Here is an 18061-nt window from a genome sequence, read left to right on the forward strand (position 1 = left end):
CAGGCAAGCCAGCCGCCCAGAACAGCCAAGCTGCTCATCTCCGTGCTCCTGCTCTTGCTGTCCCCGTAGGGAGGGAGGCATCCATTACATCTCCTTGGGAGGAATTGAAGGTGAACCCAGTATCGAATCGGCTTGCCGGTGGCACTGCTAATTCTTTGCTACGCGATCCTTAACTTTTCGATAAGCAAGGAGAAACATCAAACTTGTAATGAGACAATTTTCTCATTATGATTTCATCAACTCACTCTGAGCGAGGAGAGACCGCCATGACGCTGAGCCCGCAGGAAATGAACCGCCTCATCGACGAGCACTTCGGCCATGAAGCCGCCGACGACGTCGAAGGCGTGCTTGCCACCCTGTCGCCCGAGGTCGTGCACGACGTGGTCGGCTGGCCCACCGGGCCGTCTCGCGGGCGCGAAGGTGCCCGGCCTTTCTATCAGGCGCTGTTCCAGGACCTGTCGGAGAGCCGGGTCGAGCCGGTGCGCCGTCTCTATGGTCCGGACTTCCTGGTCGACGAGTCGATCTGGCGCGGCCGCGCGCCCGGCCGTCCCTTCGGGCTCGAAGGCGGCGACCGGCCGCTGGAGTTCCGCCTGCTGCACGTGATCGAGTTCACCCAGGGCGGCCAGATCGGGCGCGAAAACGTGTGGGTCGACCTGGCGGCCATCCAGGCCCAGTTGCCGCAGAACCGAACATGAGCGACGGAACCCGACGCGCCAACCAGTTGCGGCGCACCCGCAAGGACCTGCTGCAGGCTGCCGCGCGCCTGGCGCGCCAGGGCCGCACGCCCACACTGGAGGAATGCGCCGAAGAGGCCATGGTGTCGCGCGCCACGGCCTACCGGCACTTCCCGGACCTGTCGGCGCTGCTGATCGAGGCGTCGCTCGACATCTCGACGCCGCAGGCCGAAGAGCTGTTCGCCGATACCCGGTCCGGTGACCCGGTGGTCCGGCTCGATCGGGTGGACGCCGCCTTCCACGACATGACGCTGGAGAACGAGGCCGCCCTGCGCGTGACGATGGCGCGCTCGCTCGAGGCGGCCAACCGGCGCGGCGGTGCGGAAGTACCGGCGCGGCAGAACCGCCGCAGCCCCCTGATCGATGCCGCGCTGGAGCCGGCGCGCGCGCAGTTTCGGCCCGGTGCGCTCAAGACCCTGAGCCGGGCGCTGGCGCTGGTGATCGGGCCCGAGGCCATCATCGTGTTCAAGGACGTGCTGCAGCTCGACGATGCCGAGGCGCGGCGCGTCAAGCGCTGGGCGATCCGCGCGCTGGTCGATGCGGCGCGCAAGCCGGGCGCCAACTGATCCCTCGCGAGAACAAGGGAGCTGGCACATGCAGGGCTTCGAACAGCGCGAGACGCCGGACATCGCGGCTGGCGGCGCAAGCGGCCGACAGGTGCGCATCCGCCACCACCCGCGCGACGGAAGCGTGTTCCTCGACGACGACTACCTGGTGCGCGGCGTCGCCGGCGGAATTCTGGTCAAGCTGGTGCGTGAATACCTGGCCACGGGCCGGCAGGACTTCAGCACGCGCGAGCTTCGCCTGGCGGGCACCGAACTGCGCCTGCCCGAGCTGCACGACAACCTGAGCGTGCGGCTGGGGCTGTTGCAGCAGCGCCTGCGCGAGCGTGCGGCGCCGCTGCAGCTGGCGCGCACCGGCCGCGGGCGCTTCCGTCTGCAGGTGCACGGCTGCTTGACGCTGTCGCTCACGCGCATGGCCTAGACCCGCGATCCTTCGCGCCGGCATGCGAGGTGGCAGGCCGACGCACAATGGGCCATGCAGTCTTCACTCGATGTTGTTGCCGCGCTATGGCAATCGGCGGCGCTGCCGGCCGAGGCCTTGGGCATGCTCAGGCTCGTGGGCAGCGATCCGGTCTACCCCTCGTCTTTCGCGGTGGGCACCGCCGCGCAGAGCACCATCACGGCCGCGGCGCTCGCCGCCTGCGAAGTGGGGCATGCGCGCGGCACGCCCCGTCAGGAGGTGAGCGTCGATATGGCGCACGCGGCCGTGGAGTGCACCGGCTGGTTCAGCCTGGACGGCAAGGTGCCCGAGGTGTGGGATCCGGTCTCGGGCCTGTACCGCTGCGCCGACGGGCATGCGCGCATCCATGCCAACTTCGCGCACCACCGCGAGGGCGCGCTGAAGCTGCTGGGCCTGGACCCCGACGTGGCCACGCGCGCCGATGCCGAGGCCGCGCTGCTGGGGTGGAAGGCCCTGGACTTCGAGGACGCCGCTGCGGCGCAAGGGCTGGTGGCGAGCGCACTGCGCAGCTTCGCGCAATGGGACCAGACGCCGCAGGGCCTGGCGGTGGCCGCGCAGCCCTTGTTCACGCTGGAGCGCATCGGCGAAGCGCCTGTGCGAGAGTTGCCGCCGCTCGCGGTGGACCGGCGCCCGCTCGACGGCATCCGCGTGCTGGACCTGACCCGCGTGCTGGCCGGGCCCGTAGGCGGCAAGGCACTGGCGGCCTACGGTGCGGACGTGATGCTGGTGAACTCGCCGAATCTGCCCAACATCTCGGCCATTGCCGACACCAGCCGCGGCAAGCTGTCGGTGCATGTGGACCTGGACACCGACGAGGGCCGCGCCGCCATGCGCCAGTTGCTGGACGATGCGCATGTGTTCGTGCAGGGCTACCGGCCGGGTGGACTGTCGGACCGTGGTTTCGGCCCCGAGGACCTGGCGCGCCTTCGGCCCGGCATCGTCGCCGTGTCGCTGAGCGCCTACGGCTCGCAGGGACCGTGGGCCGGACGGCGCGGCTTCGATTCACTGGTGCAGACGGCGATGGGCTTCAACGCGGCCGAGGGCGAGGCCTTCGGCCATGCCGACAAGCCGCGTCCGCTGCCGATGCAGATCCTGGACGAGGCCACCGGCTACCTCATCGCCTTCGGTGCCGCCGCCGCGCTGTGGCGCCAACAGCGCGAGGGCGGCAGCTGGCTGGTGCGCGTCGCGCTGGCGCAGACCGGGCAGTGGTTGCGCAAGCTGGGCCGCGTGCCGGCGCAGCCGCAGGGGCCGCGGCCGGACATCGAGCCCTACCTGGAGACCACCGCCTCGGGCTTCGGCGAACTGCGCGCGGTGCGGCACAGTGCGCAGCTGTCGCGCACGCCTGCGAGATGGGAGCGGCCCTCGATGCCGCCGGGCACGCATCCGCCGCAGTGGCCGGCGGAGTGAGCGATCGCGCGGCCTACTCGTGCTCGCGCTGCTTGCTCTCGAGCAGCTTCACCAGCACCTGCAGCACGCGATTGGCCGGCGTGGCAATGCCCAGCGCCTGGCCGCGGCGCACCACGTAGCCGTTGAGGTAGTCGATCTCGGTGGGCTTGCCGCGCGACAGGTCCTGCGAGGTGGAGGAGTACTGCATCGGCATGCTGCCCGGAAGGCGCTGCACTGCGGCCTCGATGTCGGCGCGCGAGATGCGGGCGCCATCGGCCTCGCCCACTGCCAGGCACTCTTCGACCACGTCGTGCAGCACCGTGCTCACGCCTTCGCCTTCCGCCACGCGGCCGTAGGGCAGGTGGGTGATCGCCGAAAGTGCGTTGTAGGCGCAGTTGAGGATCAGCTTGCTCCACAGCGCGCCGCGCACGTTGTCGGAGATCTGCACCTGCGTGCCCGCCTCGCCCAGCACGCGCGCCGCTTCGTCGCTGCCGGAAGCGGGTTCGATCACCAGTTCGCCGCGGCCATGGTGCTTCACGTGGCCCGGTCCGGCCATCTCCGTGGCCACGTAGACCACCGCGGCCGCCACCGCCTGCGTGGCGGGCAGCACGGTGCGCAGGCGGTCGGCATTGTCCACGCCGTTCTGCAGGCACAGCACCAGCGAATCGGGCGCCAGCCAGGGTGCGAGCAGGCTGCCCGCGGATTCGGTGTCGGGGGATTTCACGCAGAACAGTACCAACTGCGCGCCCTGCACCGCGCTGGGTTCGGTGCTGGCCTGCAGGTTGACCTGCTCGTCGAAGGCGGCGGTCTGGATGCGCAGACCGCCGCGCTGGATCGCCGCCACGTGCGGCTGGCGGCCGATCAGCACCACCTCGTGGCCGGCACGCGCCAGCAGGCCCCCGTAATAGCAGCCGACCGCGCCGGCGCCCATGACCACGACTTTCATTGTTCGTCTCCTGGTTTCTTCGAGATGGACTTGCAGGTGCCATACCTGCTCGCCGGCAGGGCCGGATCGCATAGTCTCGCGCAGATCGGGCGGCGCTGCTTGGGCGCCTTGGGTACCGCTGCTTCAGTCCGGCAGCAGGATCGCCCGCTGCGCCTCCACCGTCTCGCGCAGGAAATCCCACACTGCCTTCATGCGCACCAGGCTGCGTGTCTCGGCCGGCACCGACATCCAGAAGGTGCGCGTGAAGTTCGCCTCCCTGGGCAGCACGCGGCGCAGGCTCTTGTCCTGCTCGGCGATGAAGGCCGGCAGCACCGCGATGCCTGCGCCCGCGGTTGTCGCGCGGTGCTGCGCCAGGATGCTGGTGCTGCGCAGCGCGAAGGAGTCGGGCTTGTACAGCTCGTCGAGGTACTGCAGCTCCTTCGAGAAAAGCAGGTCGTCGACGTAGCTGATGAAGGTGTGGCCGCGCAGGTCCTCGCGGCTGCGGATGGGCGCGTGCTGAGCCAGGTAGTCCTTCGACGCGTACAGGCGCAGCACGTAGTCGGTCAGCTTGGTCACGACCACCGGCCCGCGCGCCGGCCGCTCCAGCGAGATCACGATGTCGGCCTCGCGCCGCGAGAGGTGCACCAGGCGCGGCATGGCCAGGAGGTCGATCACGAGCTTGGGATGCGCGGTGGCGAACTGCGCCAGGTGCGGCGCCAGCACCACCGTGCCGAAACCCTCGGTGGCGCCGATGCGCACCAGGCCCGACAAGCCTTCGTTCGACGCCGGCGCGGCGCTCTCGACGGCACGGAAGGACTCCTCCATGGCCTCCACCTGCGGCTGCAGGCGCCGGCCCGCCTCGGTCAGCCTGTGGCCGCCGGCCTCGCGCGAGAAGAGGGCGGTGCCCATCTCCTTCTCCAGCGCCTGGATGCGGCGCGCCACCGTGGTGTGGTCCACCGACAGCCGCCGCGCGGCGCTGATCAGGGTGCCCGAGCGGGCCAGTTCGAGGAAGTAGCGGAGGTTGTCCCAGTCCATCTGGAAGGAGTTGCAAATTTGCAGATCGTGGATGCGTATTTGTCTATTGTTATCGCAAATCTGCAAAGCTAGGATGGCCGCCTGTTCACACGCAAGCACCCCTCCAGGAGACAACAGACATGGATGCCACCACCACCTCTGCGGCCAGCACGCAGGTCGCCACCGTCAAGCTGCTGATCGGCGGCAAGTTCGTCGAATCGAAGACCACCGAATGGCGCAACGTCGTCAACCCGGCCACGCAGGAAGTGCTGGCCCGCGTGCCCTTCGCCACGCAGGAGGAGGTGGACGCCGCCGTGGCCTCGGCCAAGGAAGCCTTCAAGACCTGGCGCAAGACCGCCATCGGCGCGCGCGCCCGCGTCTTCCTGAAGCTGCAGCAGCTGATCCGCGAGAACATGGGCGAGCTGGCCGCGATCCTCACGGCCGAGCAGGGCAAGACCCTGCCCGATGCCGAGGGCGACGTGTTCCGCGGCCTGGAGGTGGTGGAGCACGCCTCGGCCATCGGCAACCTGCAACTGGGCGAGCTGGCCAACAACGTGGCCACCGGCGTGGACACTTACTCGGTGCTGCAGCCTTTGGGTGTGTGCGCGGGCATCACGCCCTTCAACTTCCCGGCCATGATCCCGCTTTGGATGTTCCCGATGGCCATCGCCACCGGCAACACCTTCGTGCTCAAGCCGAGCGAGCAGGACCCGATGGTGACCATGCGCCTGTGCGAGCTGGCACTCGAAGCCGGTATTCCGCCCGGCGTGCTGAACGTGGTGCACGGCGGCGAGAACGTGGTCAACGCCATCTGTGACCACAAGGACATCAAGGCGATCTCCTTCGTGGGCTCGACCAAGGTGGGCACGCACGTCTACAACCGCGCCTCGCTGGCCGGCAAGCGCGTGCAATGCATGATGGGCGCGAAGAACCACGCCATCGTCATGCCCGACGCGAACAAGGAGCAGACGCTCAACGCGCTGGCCGGTGCGGCCTTCGGTGCGGCGGGCCAGCGCTGCATGGCGGTGTCGGTGGCGGTGCTGGTGGGCGAGGCGCAGAAGTGGATTCCCGACCTGGTGGCCAAGGCCAAGACGCTGAAGATCGGCGCCGGCACCGAGAAGGGCGTGGACGTGGGTCCGCTGGTGTCCTGCGCCGCGTATGACCGCGTGAACGGCTTCATCGACCGCGGCGCGGACGAAGGCGCCACGCTGGAACTGGACGGCCGCAAGCCCGCGGTGCCCGGCTACGAGAAGGGCAACTTCGTGGGCCCGACGATCTTCTCGGGCGTGAAGCCCGGCATGAGCATCTACGAGCAGGAGATCTTCGGCCCGGTGCTGTGCGTGGCCGGCGCGGCGGACATCGACGAGGCGATCGAGATGATCAACGCCAACCCCAACGGCAACGGCACGGCGATCTTCACGCAGTCGGGCGCGGCGGCGCGCCGCTTCCAGGAAGACATCGACGTGGGCCAGGTGGGCATCAACGTGCCGATCCCGGTGCCGGTGCCGCTGTTCTCCTTCACCGGCTCGCGCGCTTCCAAGCTGGGCGACCTGGGGCCGTACGGCAAGCAGGTGGTGCTGTTCTACACGCAGACCAAGACGGTGACCGAGCGCTGGTTCGACGACGAGACGGTGTCGCACGGCGTGAACACGACGATCAGCCTGAAGTGACGGGCCCGGCTGGTGCGCGGTGACGACGCGGAGCGGGCCGCGCACCGCCACACAATACGAGCACCATGGACTATGAACTGACAGAAGATCAGCGCGCCTTCGCCGACAGCGCGCGCGCGTTCGCCCAGGCCGAGTTCGCGCCCCACGCTGCGCGCTGGGACGCCGAGGCCTTCTTCCCCAAGGACGCCATCGCCAAGGCCGGCGAGCTGGGCTTCTGCGGCCTCTATGCGCCCGAGCGCGTCGGCGGCCTGGCGCTGCCGCGGCTGGATGCGGCGCTGGTGTTCGAGGAGATGGCGGCGGTCGATCCGTCGACCACCGCCTTCATCACCATCCACAACATGGCGACCTGGATGCTGGGCACCTGGGGCACGCCGGCCGTGTGCGAGAAGTGGGGCGAGGACCTGACCAGCGGCCGCAAGCTGGCTTCCTACTGCCTGACCGAACCGGGCGCGGGCTCCGACGCCGGCTCGCTGAAGACGCGCGCGGAACTGGTGGGCCACGAGTACGTCATCAACGGCGGCAAGGCCTTCATTTCGGGCGCTGGTTCCACAGACGTGCTGGTGCTGATGGCGCGCACCGGCGGTGGCGGCGCGGGAGGCATCTCGGCCTTCGCTCTTGCCGCAGACGCGCCCGGCATCAGCTACGGCAAGAAGGAACACAAGATGGGCTGGAACAGCCAGCCCACGCGCACCATCAGCTTCGACAACGTGCGCATCCCGGCCGACCACCTGCTGGGCAAGGAGGGCGAGGGCTTCAAGATCGCCATGAAGGGGCTGGACGGCGGGCGCATCAACATCGCCACCTGCTCGGTGGGCGCGGCCCAGGGCGCGCTGGATGCGGCACGCCGCTACCTGCACGAGCGCCAGCAGTTCGGCAAGCCCTTGGCCAGCTTCCAGGCGCTGCAGTTCAAGCTGGCCGACATGGCGACCGAGCTGGTGGCCGCGCGCCAGATGGTGCGCCTGGCGGCGAGCAAGCTCGATGCGGGCCATGCGGATGCCAGCACCTACTGCGCCATGGCCAAGCGCTTTGCCACCGATGCGGGCTTCAACGTCTGCAACGACGCGCTGCAGCTGCACGGCGGCTACGGCTACCTGGGCGAATTTCCGCTGGAGCGCCTGGTGCGGGATGCGCGGGTGCACCAGATCCTGGAAGGCACCAACGAGATCATGCGCGTCATCGTCGCGCGAAAATTGCTGGAAGGCGACAGCGACATCCGCTGAGCTTTTCCGCTTCACTGCATCACTTTCTCAATGTCAGATTCCGTCGTTCTCTTCGAAGAAATCCAGACCGCCGGTGGACACCGCTTCGGCGTGGCCACCCTCAACGCGCCGGCGGCGCTCAATGCCTTGTCGGTGGACATGGTCCGCCTGCTGCTGCCGAAGTTCCGCACCTGGGCCGATGACCCGCAGATTGCAGGCGTGGTGCTGCAGGCGGCGGGCGAGAAGGCCTTCTGCGCCGGCGGCGACCTGCGCCAGCTCTACCAGACGCTGCTGGAATGCGGCCCGAAGCGCAACACCTACGCCGAGGACTTCTTCCGCGAGGAGTACGAGCTCGACTACCTGATCCACACCTTTCCCAAGCCGCTGATGTGCTGGGGCCACGGCATCGTGATGGGCGGCGGCGTGGGCCTCATGGCCGGCTGCTCGCACCGGGTGGTGACGCCGGCCAGCCGCGTGGCGATGCCCGAGATCAACATCGGCCTGTACCCCGACGTGGGCGGCAGCTGGTTCCTGCGCCGCATGCCCGGCCGCACGGGCCTGTTCCTGGCGCTGACGGCCGCGCAGATCAATGCGGCGGATGCCATCTTCACCGGCCTGGCCGACCAGATGGTGCCGCAGGAGAACAAGGGCCAGGTGATGGAGATGATCGCCGCCACCCGCTGGCTGGGCGAGGCCAAGGCCGACCGCGCCGAGCTGTCGCGCATCCTGGCGAGGGCCGGCCAGGGCGCGCAGCTGCCGCCTTCGAAGCTGCGTGAGCACTACGACGAGATCGATGCGCTCATGGCCGGCGAAGACCTGCTGGACATCGCCGCGCGCCTGAACGCACTGGCCGCGAAGGAGGGCGCCGATGCCTGGCTGCAGAACGCCGCGCGCGCCTTCGCCAAGGGCGCGCCCAGTTCCGCCGCGCTCACCTTCGAGCTGTGGCAGCTGGTGCCGCGCATGTCGCTGGCCGAGGTGTTCCGCCTCGAGTACTGGGCTTCGCTGGGCTTTTGCGCGCACAAGGACTTCGCCGAAGGCATCCGCGCCGTGCTGATCGACAAGGACCGCAACCCGAAGTGGCAGCCCGCGCGCCTGCAAGACGTCACGCGCGAGTTCATCGAGGACCACCTGCGCGCGCGCGAGCCAGGGCCGCATCCTCTCGCCGCGCTGACCTGAAGACCCCCGCAGAATCACCACGGAGACAAGCAACACCATGCAGAAGATCGCATTCATCGGCCTGGGCAACATGGGCGGCCCGATGGCCCTGAACCTGCACAAGGCGGGCTTTGCGCTCAGCGCCTTCGACCTCTCGCAGGAGGCCACGCAAAAGCTGCTGCTCGACGGCGTGGCGATTGCCGAATCGGCGGCGGCCTCGGTGGCGGGCGCCGACGTGGTCATCAGCATGCTGCCGGCCAGCCAGCACGTCGAATCGCTGTTCCTGGGCGGCGGCGACGGCAGGACGGGCTTGCTGGAACATGTGCGCGCCGGCGCGCTGGTGATCGACTGCAGCACGATCGCTGCCGCCACCTCGCGCAAGGTGGCCGAGGCCGCGGCCAAGCGGGGCATCGCGATGATCGATGCGCCGGTGTCGGGCGGAACCGGCGGGGCCATCGCCGGAACGCTGACCTTCATGGTGGGCGGCGAGACGGCCGACCTGGAGCGCGCGCGGCCGGTGCTGGAAAAGATGGGCGCCAATATCTTCCATGCAGGCGGCGCAGGCGCAGGGCAGACCGCCAAGATCTGCAACAACATGCTGCTGGGCATCCTGATGATCGGCACCTCCGAGGCACTCGCGCTGGGCGTGGCCAACGGGCTGGACCCCAAGGTACTCTCCGAGATCATGCGCCGCAGTTCCGGCGGCAACTGGGCGCTGGAGAAGTACAACCCCATGCCCGGCGTCATGGAGACGGCACCGGCCTCGAAGAACTACGCCGGCGGCTTCGGCACCGACCTGATGCTCAAGGACCTGGGCCTGGCGCAGGAAAACGCTGCCGCCGTGCGCGCCGCCACGCCGCTGGGCGGCATGGCGCGCAACCTCTATGCCGCGCACAGCCTGGCGGGTTACGGTGCGCTGGATTTTTCCAGCGTGATCAAGCTGGTACAGAAGAAGGGTTGAGAGCAAGGGCGCTGCTTGCATCGCAACGCGAGCGGCGCAAAATCACGGGCCGATTGAAGGAGTGCCCATGTCCGACGATCTCGCCCATTTCCATCCCCTGGACCCGGGGCGCATCAACACGCTGGACCCGGTCGAGCTGAGGTACTGGTGCCGGCAACTGAAATGCAACGAGACCCAGCTGCGCCAGGCCGTCATCAAGGTCGGTGACCACGTGACGGCAGTGCGCAACCAGCTGGTCACCACCGCACCCGGCTGACTCGAAGCCTGCTGTTCGCCGGATCTCCGTCAGCGCGCGTGGATCGCCTGCGCGCCCAGCAGGGCCTTGAGCCGCCGCACCTCGCGCTCCAGGTCGATGATGAGTGCGGCCGCGTCCAGGCTGGCGCCGAAGTCGCGCTCCAGGCGGCGCGCTTCCAGCGCGCACTGCAGCGCGGCGCTCTGGAAGCGCCACTCCTGCGGCGGGCGCTCGCTGCCATCGGCCTCGACAATGCCCACGTCCACGAGTTGAATCACCCAGTCGAGCTCCGCGCCGCAGGCGTGTGCGAGTTCATGGGCGGCCAGGGGCTGGGCGTCGCTGATGGCGGTGACGGTGTAGCTGCTCTTGATGGTGACCATGGTTTCAGACTCCCAGGTGGCTGCGCGGCGAGAAAGCGCTGCTCGCTTGCGCCAGGGCCTCGTAGGCCTTGCGGGCGGCGTCGCTGTCGGCCGGCGGCAGCACGATGTCGATCAGCAGGTAGAGGTCGCCCGGCGGCTTGCCTGCCAGGCCTCGCCCCTTCAGCCGCAGCTTGAGGCCGTTGCGCGCATTGCGCGGCACCGTGACCTCGACCACGCCGCCGGTGGGCGTGGGCACCTGCACCTTCGCGCCCAGGGCGGCCTCGGTGGGCGTGACGGGCAGGGTCATGTACAGGTCGCGCTCTTCCACGCGGTAGAGCTTGTGCGGCGCGATGCGCACTTCCAGGTACAGGTCGCCGGGCGGCTCGCCGCCGTGGCCGGGCATGCCCTGGCCGGCCAGGCGGATGTACTGGCCCGGATGCACGCCGGCCGGGATCTTCACCTCCAGCGTGCGCGGCTTCCACTGCATGTGGCCCTGTTCGTCCACTTCCATGGCACGCAGGGTGATCTCGCGCTCGGCGCCTTTGAGCGCGTCTTCCACCGTGATCTCGATGGCCGCGTGGTGGTCCTCGCCGCGGGCGCGGAAGTTCTGGCGCTCGGCCCCGCGGCGCTGGGCATTGCCGAAGATGGAGGAGAAGAACTCGCTGAACTCGGCATGGTCGGCCGGGCCCTGGCCACCGGGGCGGTGGTTGAACTCGAAGCCTTCGTCCCAGCCGGGCGGCGGCTGGAAGTCGCCCTGCGGGCTGCCTCCGCGGGCCACGCGGTCGGCGAGCTGGTCATAGGCGGCGCGCTTTTCCTTGTCGCGCAGCACGTCGTAGGCCTCGTTCAGCTCGCGCATGCGCGTCTCGGCGTCGGCTTCCTTGCTGACGTCGGGGTGGTACTTGCGCGCGAGCTTGCGGTAGGCCTTGCGCACCTCGTCCTCGGAGGCCGTGCGCTCGACGCCGAGGGCCGAGTAGTAGTCCTTGAAGTCCATGGCGTGTCTTGGAGTGGGCGGTGGACTCGTGGGGCGCGCGTCGTTCTCGTTCTTCTTCTTGCTTCGCTGCTCAGGCCAGGGCCGCGCCGCCGTCCACCGCTTGGGGTTGCATGAGGGGTTCGATGTTCCAGATGGTGCCGCTGCGCACGAATCGCAAGGGCTGTGCGTTGCCCAGCAGCTTCAGGTCCATGGGGATGCGCAGCATCGCGGTGAGCGCGTAGAGCGAGCCGCCGTGGGCCACCACCAGCACCGGCGCGGGCAGCGCAAGGGCGCGGTGCAGGGCATCGTGCTTGCGTTGCATGAAGATGGCCAGCGTTTCACCGTCCTCGGGCTCGCAGGCCCAGTCGATGCGTTCCGAGGAGGTGCCGATGAGCGCGCCGAAATTGCGCTCGCGCAGGCCTTCGTCGGGCAGTGGCGCGATGCCGTGTGCCGCGGCGACAGTCTGCGCGGTGGTCATCGCTCGCTGCGCATCGCTGCAGACGATGCTGCGGATGGTCTCGCCCGCCAGCAGCTCGGCCGCCCGGCGCGCCTGGTCCAGGCCGGTGTCGTTCAGCGGTTCGTCCGGGGCCTGGAAGATGCGCTGCACGTTGCGCGCCGTCTGTCCGTGCCGCAGGAAGTAGAAGTGGTCGCAGGCGGGCAGCAGCGGGTGCTCAGCGCCCAGCCTCAGGAATTCCTCGAGTCCTTGTGCCATGGCGGGAGTGTGCCGCCTACAGCTTGGGAATGCGCAGGGTCTTGCTGATCATCAGCGTGCCCGAGAGCGCGAACATCAGCACCAGCGGATGCAGTTCCCAGGGTCCCAGCTGCCATTGGCCGCCCCAGACCGCATCGCCCACGCGGCCCTGCCACGCCGCGATCGCCAGCACGCCGACCAGTGCCACGCTGGTGGGAATGGGCGTCCCCTCGAAATACTTCACCTTGGCGCTGCCTTCGGACAGGGCCTCGGCCGTGACGTTGTAGCGCGCCAGGCGGCTCACGCCGCAGCAAACGAAGTACACCAGCACCGCGCAGTCCCAGCCGCCGTCCAGGCCGGCGGCAAAGCCCAGCGTGGCGGGCATCACGCCAAAGGAGATGATGTCGGCCAGCGAATCCAGCTCGCGCCCGAGTGCCGACTGCGTCTGGCGCCAGCGTGCGATGCGCCCGTCGAAGACGTCGAACACGAAGGCTGCAGGCGCCAGCGCCGCCGCCCACAGGAACTGGGTCAGCGACTGGGTGGACATGTAGGCCATGGCCAGGAAGACGGCGCCCACGCCGCAGGCGGCGTTGCCCAGCGTGAACACGTCGGCCAGGTGGAACTCCCGGATCATCGAGAAATGCTTGCGCGGCTTCTTGTCGGCCGCGCTGGTGGTGGTGCTCATGTCGATCCTTCAGTTTCAGCAGCAGCAGGGGCCGTGGCGGCGGCCGAGCGTTCGGCGACCAGGTTGCCGAAGCGCTCCAGCAGCCGGGCCGCTTCGGGCGTGGCGCACACGCGGTCGCGCAGGGCCTGGGGATTCTCCAGGCTCGCCCATTGGCGGTCGATGTAGCCGCGCATCGCGTCTTCGTCGAACTCGGGATGGAACTGTACGCCCCAGGCCTGTTCGCCGACGCGGAAGGCCTGGTTCGATTCGAAGCCGTTGCCGGCCAGGCGGACGGCGCCCGGCGGAAGACACAGCGCGCTCTGGCGGTGCACCACATGCGCCTCGAAGCGGGCGGGCATGGCGGCAAACAGGGGATCGTGGGCGGCGGCTGCGGTGGCCTCGACCTGAACGGTTCCGATCTCCATCGACACCGGATGGTCGCCGGCCTGGCCGCCCAACGCGTGTGCGAGCAGTTGGTGGCCATAGCAAATGCCCAGCACGGGAACCTCGTCCTCGCGCACCAGATTGCCAAGCCACTCGGCGGCGCGCTCGCTCCAGGCTTCGCGGTGCGAAACCATGGCGTGCGAGCCGGTCACGACCACGCCGGAAATCTGGTTGGCGGGGGGCAGCGCCTGTTCTGCGACGCGCGCATCGATGACGCGCACCGGCATTGCGGCACCCAGGCCAGAGGCGACCCAATGCTCGAAATCGCCGCGCGGCGAGCGCAGCTCCTCGTAGGTGTCGCCCGTTTTCAGAATCAGTAGAGGGCGGGGGAGAGGGGTGCTTGCTTCTTGCATGCCCGCCATGATGCCCGAGCGCGCGGACCGCCTAGGCAGCGGGCCGGCACCGGGCGTATTGTCAGCGCAGGCCGAAGAAAGAGAGCACGGCCACAACGACCACGACCAAGCCGACGATGTAGATGATGGAGTTCACGGCTAAAGCCTCCTGTTTTGAAGAAGGCTCAAGCATCGGGCGCCGGACGGCCCGCGCGCGTCAGCAGGGCTTGTAGTCCTTTGTAGGACACGCCGGTCGGCGGTTGCGGGAAGCCGCCAGCCGGATGGCCGATCAGGACTTGCGCTCGTCCTTGAGCTGCGGCAACTCGGCCCCCGTGGACGGTGCGAGCAGGCCGGTCTTCACGTACGTCATCAGCTTGTCGCGCGTGTCCACGATGTCCAGGTTGCGCATGGTCAGCTGGCCGATGCGGTCGGCGGGCGAGAAGGGCGCGTCCTCCACCTTCTCCATCGACAGGCGCTCGGGCTTGTAGGTGAGGTTGGGCGAATCGGTGTTGAGCAGCGAGTAGTCGTTGCCGCGGCGCAATTCCAGCGTCACTTCGCCGGTGATGGCGCGTGCCACCCAGCGCTGGGCGGTCTCGCGCAGCATGATGGCCTGCGGGTCGAACCAGCGGCCCTGGTAGAGCAGGCGGCCGAGCTTGATGCCATTGATGCGGTACTGCTCGATGGTGTCCTCGTTGTGGATGCCGGTGACCAGGCGCTCGTAGGCGATGTGCAGCAGCGCCATGCCGGGCGCTTCGTAGATGCCGCGGCTCTTGGCCTCGATGATGCGGTTCTCGATCTGGTCGCTCATGCCCAGGCCGTGGCGCCCGCCGATGCGGTTGGCCTCTTCCATCAGCTCCACGGCGCTGGCGAAGGTCTTGCCGTTCAGGGCGACCGGCTGGCCTTCCTCGAAGCGGACCGTCACCTCTTCGGCCTTCACGGCCACGGCTTCCTTCCAGAAGGCCACGCCCATGATCGGGTTGACGATGCGGATGCCCGAGTTCAGGAACTCCAGGTCTTTCGCCTCGTGGGTGGCGCCCAGCATGTTGGAGTCGGTGCTGTAGGCCTTCTCCACGCTCATCTTGTAGTCGAAACCGTTGGCGATGAGGAACTCGCTCATTTCCTTGCGGCCGCCCAGCTCGTCGATGAACTTCTGGTCGAGCCAGGGCTTGTAGATCTTGAGCGAGGGGTTGGTCAGCAGGCCGTAGCGGTAGAAGCGCTCGATGTCGTTGCCCTTGAAGGTCGAGCCGTCGCCCCAGATGTTGACGTCGTCTTCCTTCATGGCGGCCACCAGCATGGTGCCGGTCACGGCGCGGCCCAGGGGCGTGGTGTTGAAGTAGGTCACGCCGCCGGTGCTGACGTGGAAGGCGTTCGATTGCAGGGCGGCGATGCCCTCGGCCACCAGCTGCGCGCGGCAGTCGACCAGGCGGGCCTTCTCGGCGCCGTAGGCCATGGCCTTGCGCGGGATCTCGTCGTAGTCGGGCTCGTCGGGCTGACCCAGGTTGGCGGTGTAGGCGTAGGGCTGCGCGCCCTTCTTCTTCATCCACAGCAGCGCGGCGCTGGTGTCCAGGCCGCCGGAGAAGGCAATGCCGACCTTCTGGCCGGTGGGGAGGTTCTGCAGGATCGTGCTCATGATGCTTCGGCTACTTGGATAGGGGAATCGCCGGCGGGGGAGGTGGCCGGGAGAACCCTAAATTGGACCACAAGTGGGGCAGAGGCTTTCTTCGGTCAAGGGCCGTTGTGCGAGTGAACATGTTTGTATCCTTGTGGCTACAATCGAGTGCATGTTCACGGTCGTCGAAACCGATGGGTTTGCACTTTGGCTTGGAGGATTGAAGGACCGGGCCACGCGCATCCGCCTGGCCCGCCGGCTCGACAAGGCGCGCCGCGGAAATCTGGGTGACGTGGCGCCCGTGGGCGATGGCGTTTCGGAAATGCGCGAGTTCTTCGGTCCCGGCTGGCGCATGTACTTCATGGAGCGGAACGGAACCATCATCGTCATGCTGGGCGGAGGCGACAAGTCGACGCAGCAGCGTGACATCGAACGAGCCCGCAAGATGGCCCTGGAGTTGCGAAATGAGCAAGATCAAGACCCGCCCCTTTGACGTTGCCAACTACCTGCTCGACGAGCAGGACATGGTCGAGTACCTGCGCCAGGTGGTGGAAGACAACGACCCCGCGGAGCTGGCCGGCGCGCTGGGCGCCATCGCGCGCGCCCGCGGCATGGCCCAGTTGGCGAAGGATACCGGCCTGTCGCGCGAGAGCCTTTACAAGAGCCTCTCCGGGGAACGCGCGCCCAGCAGCGATACCTTGTTCAAGGTCATCCGCGCGCTGGGCTTCAAGCTCAAGGTGGAACCCGCCTGAGATCGGGAATCAATCCTCCTCCCCCAGGAACCCCCCGCTCTGGTGCGCCCACAGCCGCGCATACAGCCCGCCCTGCGCCAGCAGGCTCTTGTGGTCGCCTTCCTCCACGACGCGGCCCTCGTCCAGCACGATGAGCCGGTCCATCGCGGCGATGGTCGAAAGGCGGTGGGCGATGGCGATCACCGTCTTGCCTTCCATCAGGCGGTAGAGGCTGGCCTGGATGGCCGCCTCCACCTCGGAATCGAGCGCGCTGGTGGCTTCGTCCAGCAGCAGGATGGGCGCGTCCTTGAGCATCACCCGGGCAATGGCGATGCGCTGGCGCTGCCCGCCCGAGAGCTTCACGCCGCGCTCGCCCACCTGCGCGGCCAGGCCCTTGCGGCCCTGCGGGTCGGTCAGCGTGTCGACGAAGTTCGACGCCTCGGCGCGCTCGGCCGCGGCGCGGATCTGCGTCTCGGTGGCGTCCGGCATGCCATAGGAGATGTTCTCGGCCAGCGAACGGTGCAGCAGGCTGGTGTCCTGCGTCACCATGCCGATGTGGGCGCGCAGCGAATCCTGCGTGACCAGCGAGATGTCCTGTCCGTCGATCAGAAGCCGCCCGCCGCTGAGGTCATGAAAGCGCAGCAGCAGGTTCACCAGCGTCGACTTGCCCGCGCCGGAGCGGCCGACCAGGCCCACCTTCTCGCCGGGGCGCACCACCAGGTCCATGTTCCGGATGACGTGCTTCTTGCCCTCGCCGTAGGCGAAGGAGACATCCTCGAAGCGCACCTCGCCGCGCGGCACCTCCAGCGCGAAGGCCTCGGGAGAATCGACCACGGTGCGCGGGCGGCTCAGGGTGTTGATGCCGTCCTGCACCGTGCCCACGCTCTCGAACAGGCTGGTCATCTCCCACATGATCCAGTGCGACATGCCCTGCAGCCGCAGCGCCATGGCGGTGGCGGCGGCGACTGCCCCCACGCCCACCTGGCCTTGCGACCACATCCATAGCGCGGTGCCGGCCATGCCGCCGGTCAGGCCCATCGACAGGATGTGGTTGACGATCTCGAAGGCGCTCACCAGCCGCATCTGGCGGTAGCCGGTGACGGTGAAGTCCTGCATGGCGGCGCGGGCGAACTGGGCCTCGCGCTGGGTGTGCGAGAACAGCTTGACGGTGGCGATGTTGGTGTAGGCGTCGGTCACGCGGCCCACCATCACCGAGCGGGCGTCGGCCTGCGCCTTGCCGATGCGTCCCAGGCGCGGCACGAAATAGAACATGGTGGCGATGTAGAACACCAGCCACACCACGAAGGGCCAGACCAGCCCGCCGGCGAACACGCCGGCCAGGATGATGATGGTGGCGACATAGATCACCATGGCCACCAGCACGTCGGCCATCACGAAGAGGGTGTCGCGCACGGCCAGGGCGGTCTGCATCACCTTGGTGGTGATGCGGCCGGCGAACTCGTCCTGGTAGAAGGCCATGCTCTGGCCCAGCATCAGGCGGTGGAAGTTCCAGCGCAGGCGCATCGGCAGGTTGATGGCCAGCGTCTGATGCTTCACGATGGTCTGCACGGCCACCACCGCGATGCTGGCCACGAGGGCGACGGCCAGCCATGTCAGCGTGTTGCCGCGCTGGGCCCACAGCTGGCCGGGCTGTACGCCCGAGAGCCAGTCCACCATGCGCCCGAGCACGGCAAAGAGCAGCGCCTCGAAGGCCGACATGGCCGCGGTGAGCATGGCCAGCAAGAACACCTTGCCGCGCAGCCCCTCGGTGCAGGCCCAGAGGAAGGCGAAGAAGCCCTTGGGCGGCAGCGCAGGCTCGGCCGGTGGATAAGGCGAAAGAAGTTTTTCGAAAAAGCGGAACAGCAAGAATCTCTCCCCTGATCGGAGGCGAGACTTTAGCCGTGACGAGCGAACCGGTGCTCGCCCTGGGTCCGGTGGTGACGACTTGGTCGGGCAGTAGAC

20 protein-coding genes are annotated in these 18061 nt (G+C 68.2%); 11 read left to right on the top strand and 9 right to left on the bottom strand.

The features are described 5' to 3' along the window. The first annotated feature begins 266 nt into the window (after window positions 1-266). From BM345_RS00005 to BM345_RS00020, 4 genes are read left to right on the top strand one after another with little or no spacing between them, the layout of a single operon-like run. Window positions 267-695: a nuclear transport factor 2 family protein gene (locus BM345_RS00005; RefSeq protein ID WP_093374262.1), complete on the top strand. Its 429-nt coding sequence runs from the start codon at window positions 267-269 to the stop codon at window positions 693-695. Continuing rightward, a complete protein-coding gene (locus tag BM345_RS00010) occupies window positions 692-1300 on the top strand; it encodes a TetR/AcrR family transcriptional regulator (protein ID WP_093374264.1) in 609 nt (202 codons plus the stop codon). Before BM345_RS00005 ends, BM345_RS00010 begins: the two co-directional genes overlap by 4 nt. 28 nt (window positions 1301-1328) lie before the next feature. Further along, complete coding sequence (locus BM345_RS00015; protein ID WP_093374266.1) at window positions 1329-1718, top strand: hypothetical protein; 390 nt, start codon at window positions 1329-1331, stop codon at window positions 1716-1718. 54 nt (window positions 1719-1772) lie between these two features. Further along, window positions 1773-3164: a CoA transferase gene (locus BM345_RS00020; RefSeq protein WP_093374268.1), complete on the top strand. Its 1392-nt coding sequence runs from the start codon at window positions 1773-1775 to the stop codon at window positions 3162-3164. Between the two features lie 13 nt (window positions 3165-3177). Here BM345_RS00020 and BM345_RS00025 read toward each other — a convergent pair whose 3' ends face one another. Next, a complete protein-coding gene (locus BM345_RS00025) occupies window positions 3178-4089 on the bottom strand; it encodes a ketopantoate reductase family protein (RefSeq protein ID WP_093374270.1) in 912 nt (303 codons plus the stop codon). A 123-nt stretch (window positions 4090-4212) separates the two neighbouring features. Next, window positions 4213-5103 carry a LysR family transcriptional regulator gene (locus tag BM345_RS00030; protein ID WP_093374272.1) on the bottom strand — a complete coding sequence of 297 codons (891 nt, stop codon included), beginning with the start codon at window positions 5101-5103 and terminating at the stop codon, window positions 4213-4215. A gap of 119 nt (window positions 5104-5222) precedes the next feature. On the opposite strand from BM345_RS00030, the gene BM345_RS00035 reads away from it, so the two are divergent. The 5 genes from BM345_RS00035 (at window position 5223) to BM345_RS00055 (ending at window position 10323) form a co-directional block, all read left to right on the top strand. Then, window positions 5223-6752, top strand: a complete 1530-nt coding sequence (locus BM345_RS00035; RefSeq protein ID WP_093374274.1) for a CoA-acylating methylmalonate-semialdehyde dehydrogenase — start codon at window positions 5223-5225, stop codon at window positions 6750-6752. A 65-nt stretch (window positions 6753-6817) separates the two neighbouring features. After that, complete coding sequence (locus BM345_RS00040; protein ID WP_093374276.1) at window positions 6818-7972, top strand: acyl-CoA dehydrogenase family protein; 1155 nt, start codon at window positions 6818-6820, stop codon at window positions 7970-7972. A 30-nt stretch (window positions 7973-8002) separates the two neighbouring features. Further along, window positions 8003-9127 (top strand): enoyl-CoA hydratase/isomerase family protein, encoded by a 1125-nt coding sequence (locus BM345_RS00045; protein ID WP_093374278.1) that lies wholly within the window; start codon window positions 8003-8005, stop codon window positions 9125-9127. A gap of 37 nt (window positions 9128-9164) precedes the next feature. Continuing rightward, window positions 9165-10067 carry a 3-hydroxyisobutyrate dehydrogenase gene (mmsB, locus tag BM345_RS00050; protein WP_093374280.1) on the top strand — a complete coding sequence of 301 codons (903 nt, stop codon included), beginning with the start codon at window positions 9165-9167 and terminating at the stop codon, window positions 10065-10067. Window positions 10068-10134: 67 nt separating this feature from the next. Next, entirely contained in the window at window positions 10135-10323 is a 189-nt protein-coding gene (locus BM345_RS00055; RefSeq protein ID WP_093374282.1) for a DUF3606 domain-containing protein, read from the top strand. 29 nt (window positions 10324-10352) lie between these two features. On the opposite strand, the gene BM345_RS00060 is transcribed toward BM345_RS00055, so the two are convergent. The 6 genes from BM345_RS00060 to argG all read right to left on the bottom strand — a co-directional run bounded on the left by BM345_RS00060 (window position 10353) and on the right by argG (window position 15389). After that, window positions 10353-10679: a chaperone modulator CbpM gene (locus BM345_RS00060; protein WP_093374284.1), complete on the bottom strand. Its 327-nt coding sequence runs from the start codon at window positions 10677-10679 to the stop codon at window positions 10353-10355. A gap of 4 nt (window positions 10680-10683) precedes the next feature. Further along, window positions 10684-11649, bottom strand: coding sequence for a DnaJ C-terminal domain-containing protein (locus BM345_RS00065; RefSeq protein ID WP_093374286.1), 966 nt, complete (start codon window positions 11647-11649; stop codon window positions 10684-10686). Between the two features lie 70 nt (window positions 11650-11719). Beyond that, window positions 11720-12340, bottom strand: coding sequence for a histidine phosphatase family protein (locus BM345_RS00070; RefSeq protein WP_093374288.1), 621 nt, complete (start codon window positions 12338-12340; stop codon window positions 11720-11722). Between the two features lie 16 nt (window positions 12341-12356). Beyond that, entirely contained in the window at window positions 12357-13004 is a 648-nt protein-coding gene (locus BM345_RS00075; protein WP_093374290.1) for a CDP-alcohol phosphatidyltransferase family protein, read from the bottom strand. After that, window positions 13001-13780, bottom strand: a complete 780-nt coding sequence (locus tag BM345_RS00080; RefSeq protein WP_093375208.1) for a glutamine amidotransferase — start codon at window positions 13778-13780, stop codon at window positions 13001-13003. The genes BM345_RS00075 and BM345_RS00080 overlap by 4 nt, the downstream gene beginning before the upstream one ends. Before the next feature lie 268 nt (window positions 13781-14048). Beyond that, entirely contained in the window at window positions 14049-15389 is a 1341-nt protein-coding gene (gene argG / locus BM345_RS00085; RefSeq protein WP_093374292.1) for an argininosuccinate synthase, read from the bottom strand. A 151-nt stretch (window positions 15390-15540) separates the two neighbouring features. Between argG and BM345_RS00090 the strand changes: the two genes are divergently transcribed. Both BM345_RS00090 and BM345_RS00095 read left to right on the top strand, forming a co-directional pair. Beyond that, window positions 15541-15861 carry a type II toxin-antitoxin system RelE/ParE family toxin gene (locus tag BM345_RS00090; RefSeq protein ID WP_093374294.1) on the top strand — a complete coding sequence of 107 codons (321 nt, stop codon included), beginning with the start codon at window positions 15541-15543 and terminating at the stop codon, window positions 15859-15861. Then, the gene (locus BM345_RS00095; RefSeq protein ID WP_093374296.1) at window positions 15833-16120 is read left to right on the top strand and encodes an addiction module antidote protein; all 288 of its coding nucleotides are present in this window, start codon (window positions 15833-15835) and stop codon (window positions 16118-16120) included. Before BM345_RS00090 ends, BM345_RS00095 begins: the two co-directional genes overlap by 29 nt. Window positions 16121-16129: 9 nt before the next feature. Here the strand turns inward: BM345_RS00095 and BM345_RS00100 are convergent, their stop codons facing one another. Continuing rightward, window positions 16130-17962, bottom strand: a complete 1833-nt coding sequence (locus tag BM345_RS00100; RefSeq protein WP_175544876.1) for an ABC transporter ATP-binding protein — start codon at window positions 17960-17962, stop codon at window positions 16130-16132. Window positions 17963-18061: the final 99 nt, after the last annotated feature.

This window comes from Variovorax sp. OV329 (assembly GCF_900114785.1).
GTDB lineage: Bacteria > Pseudomonadota > Gammaproteobacteria > Burkholderiales > Burkholderiaceae_C > Variovorax.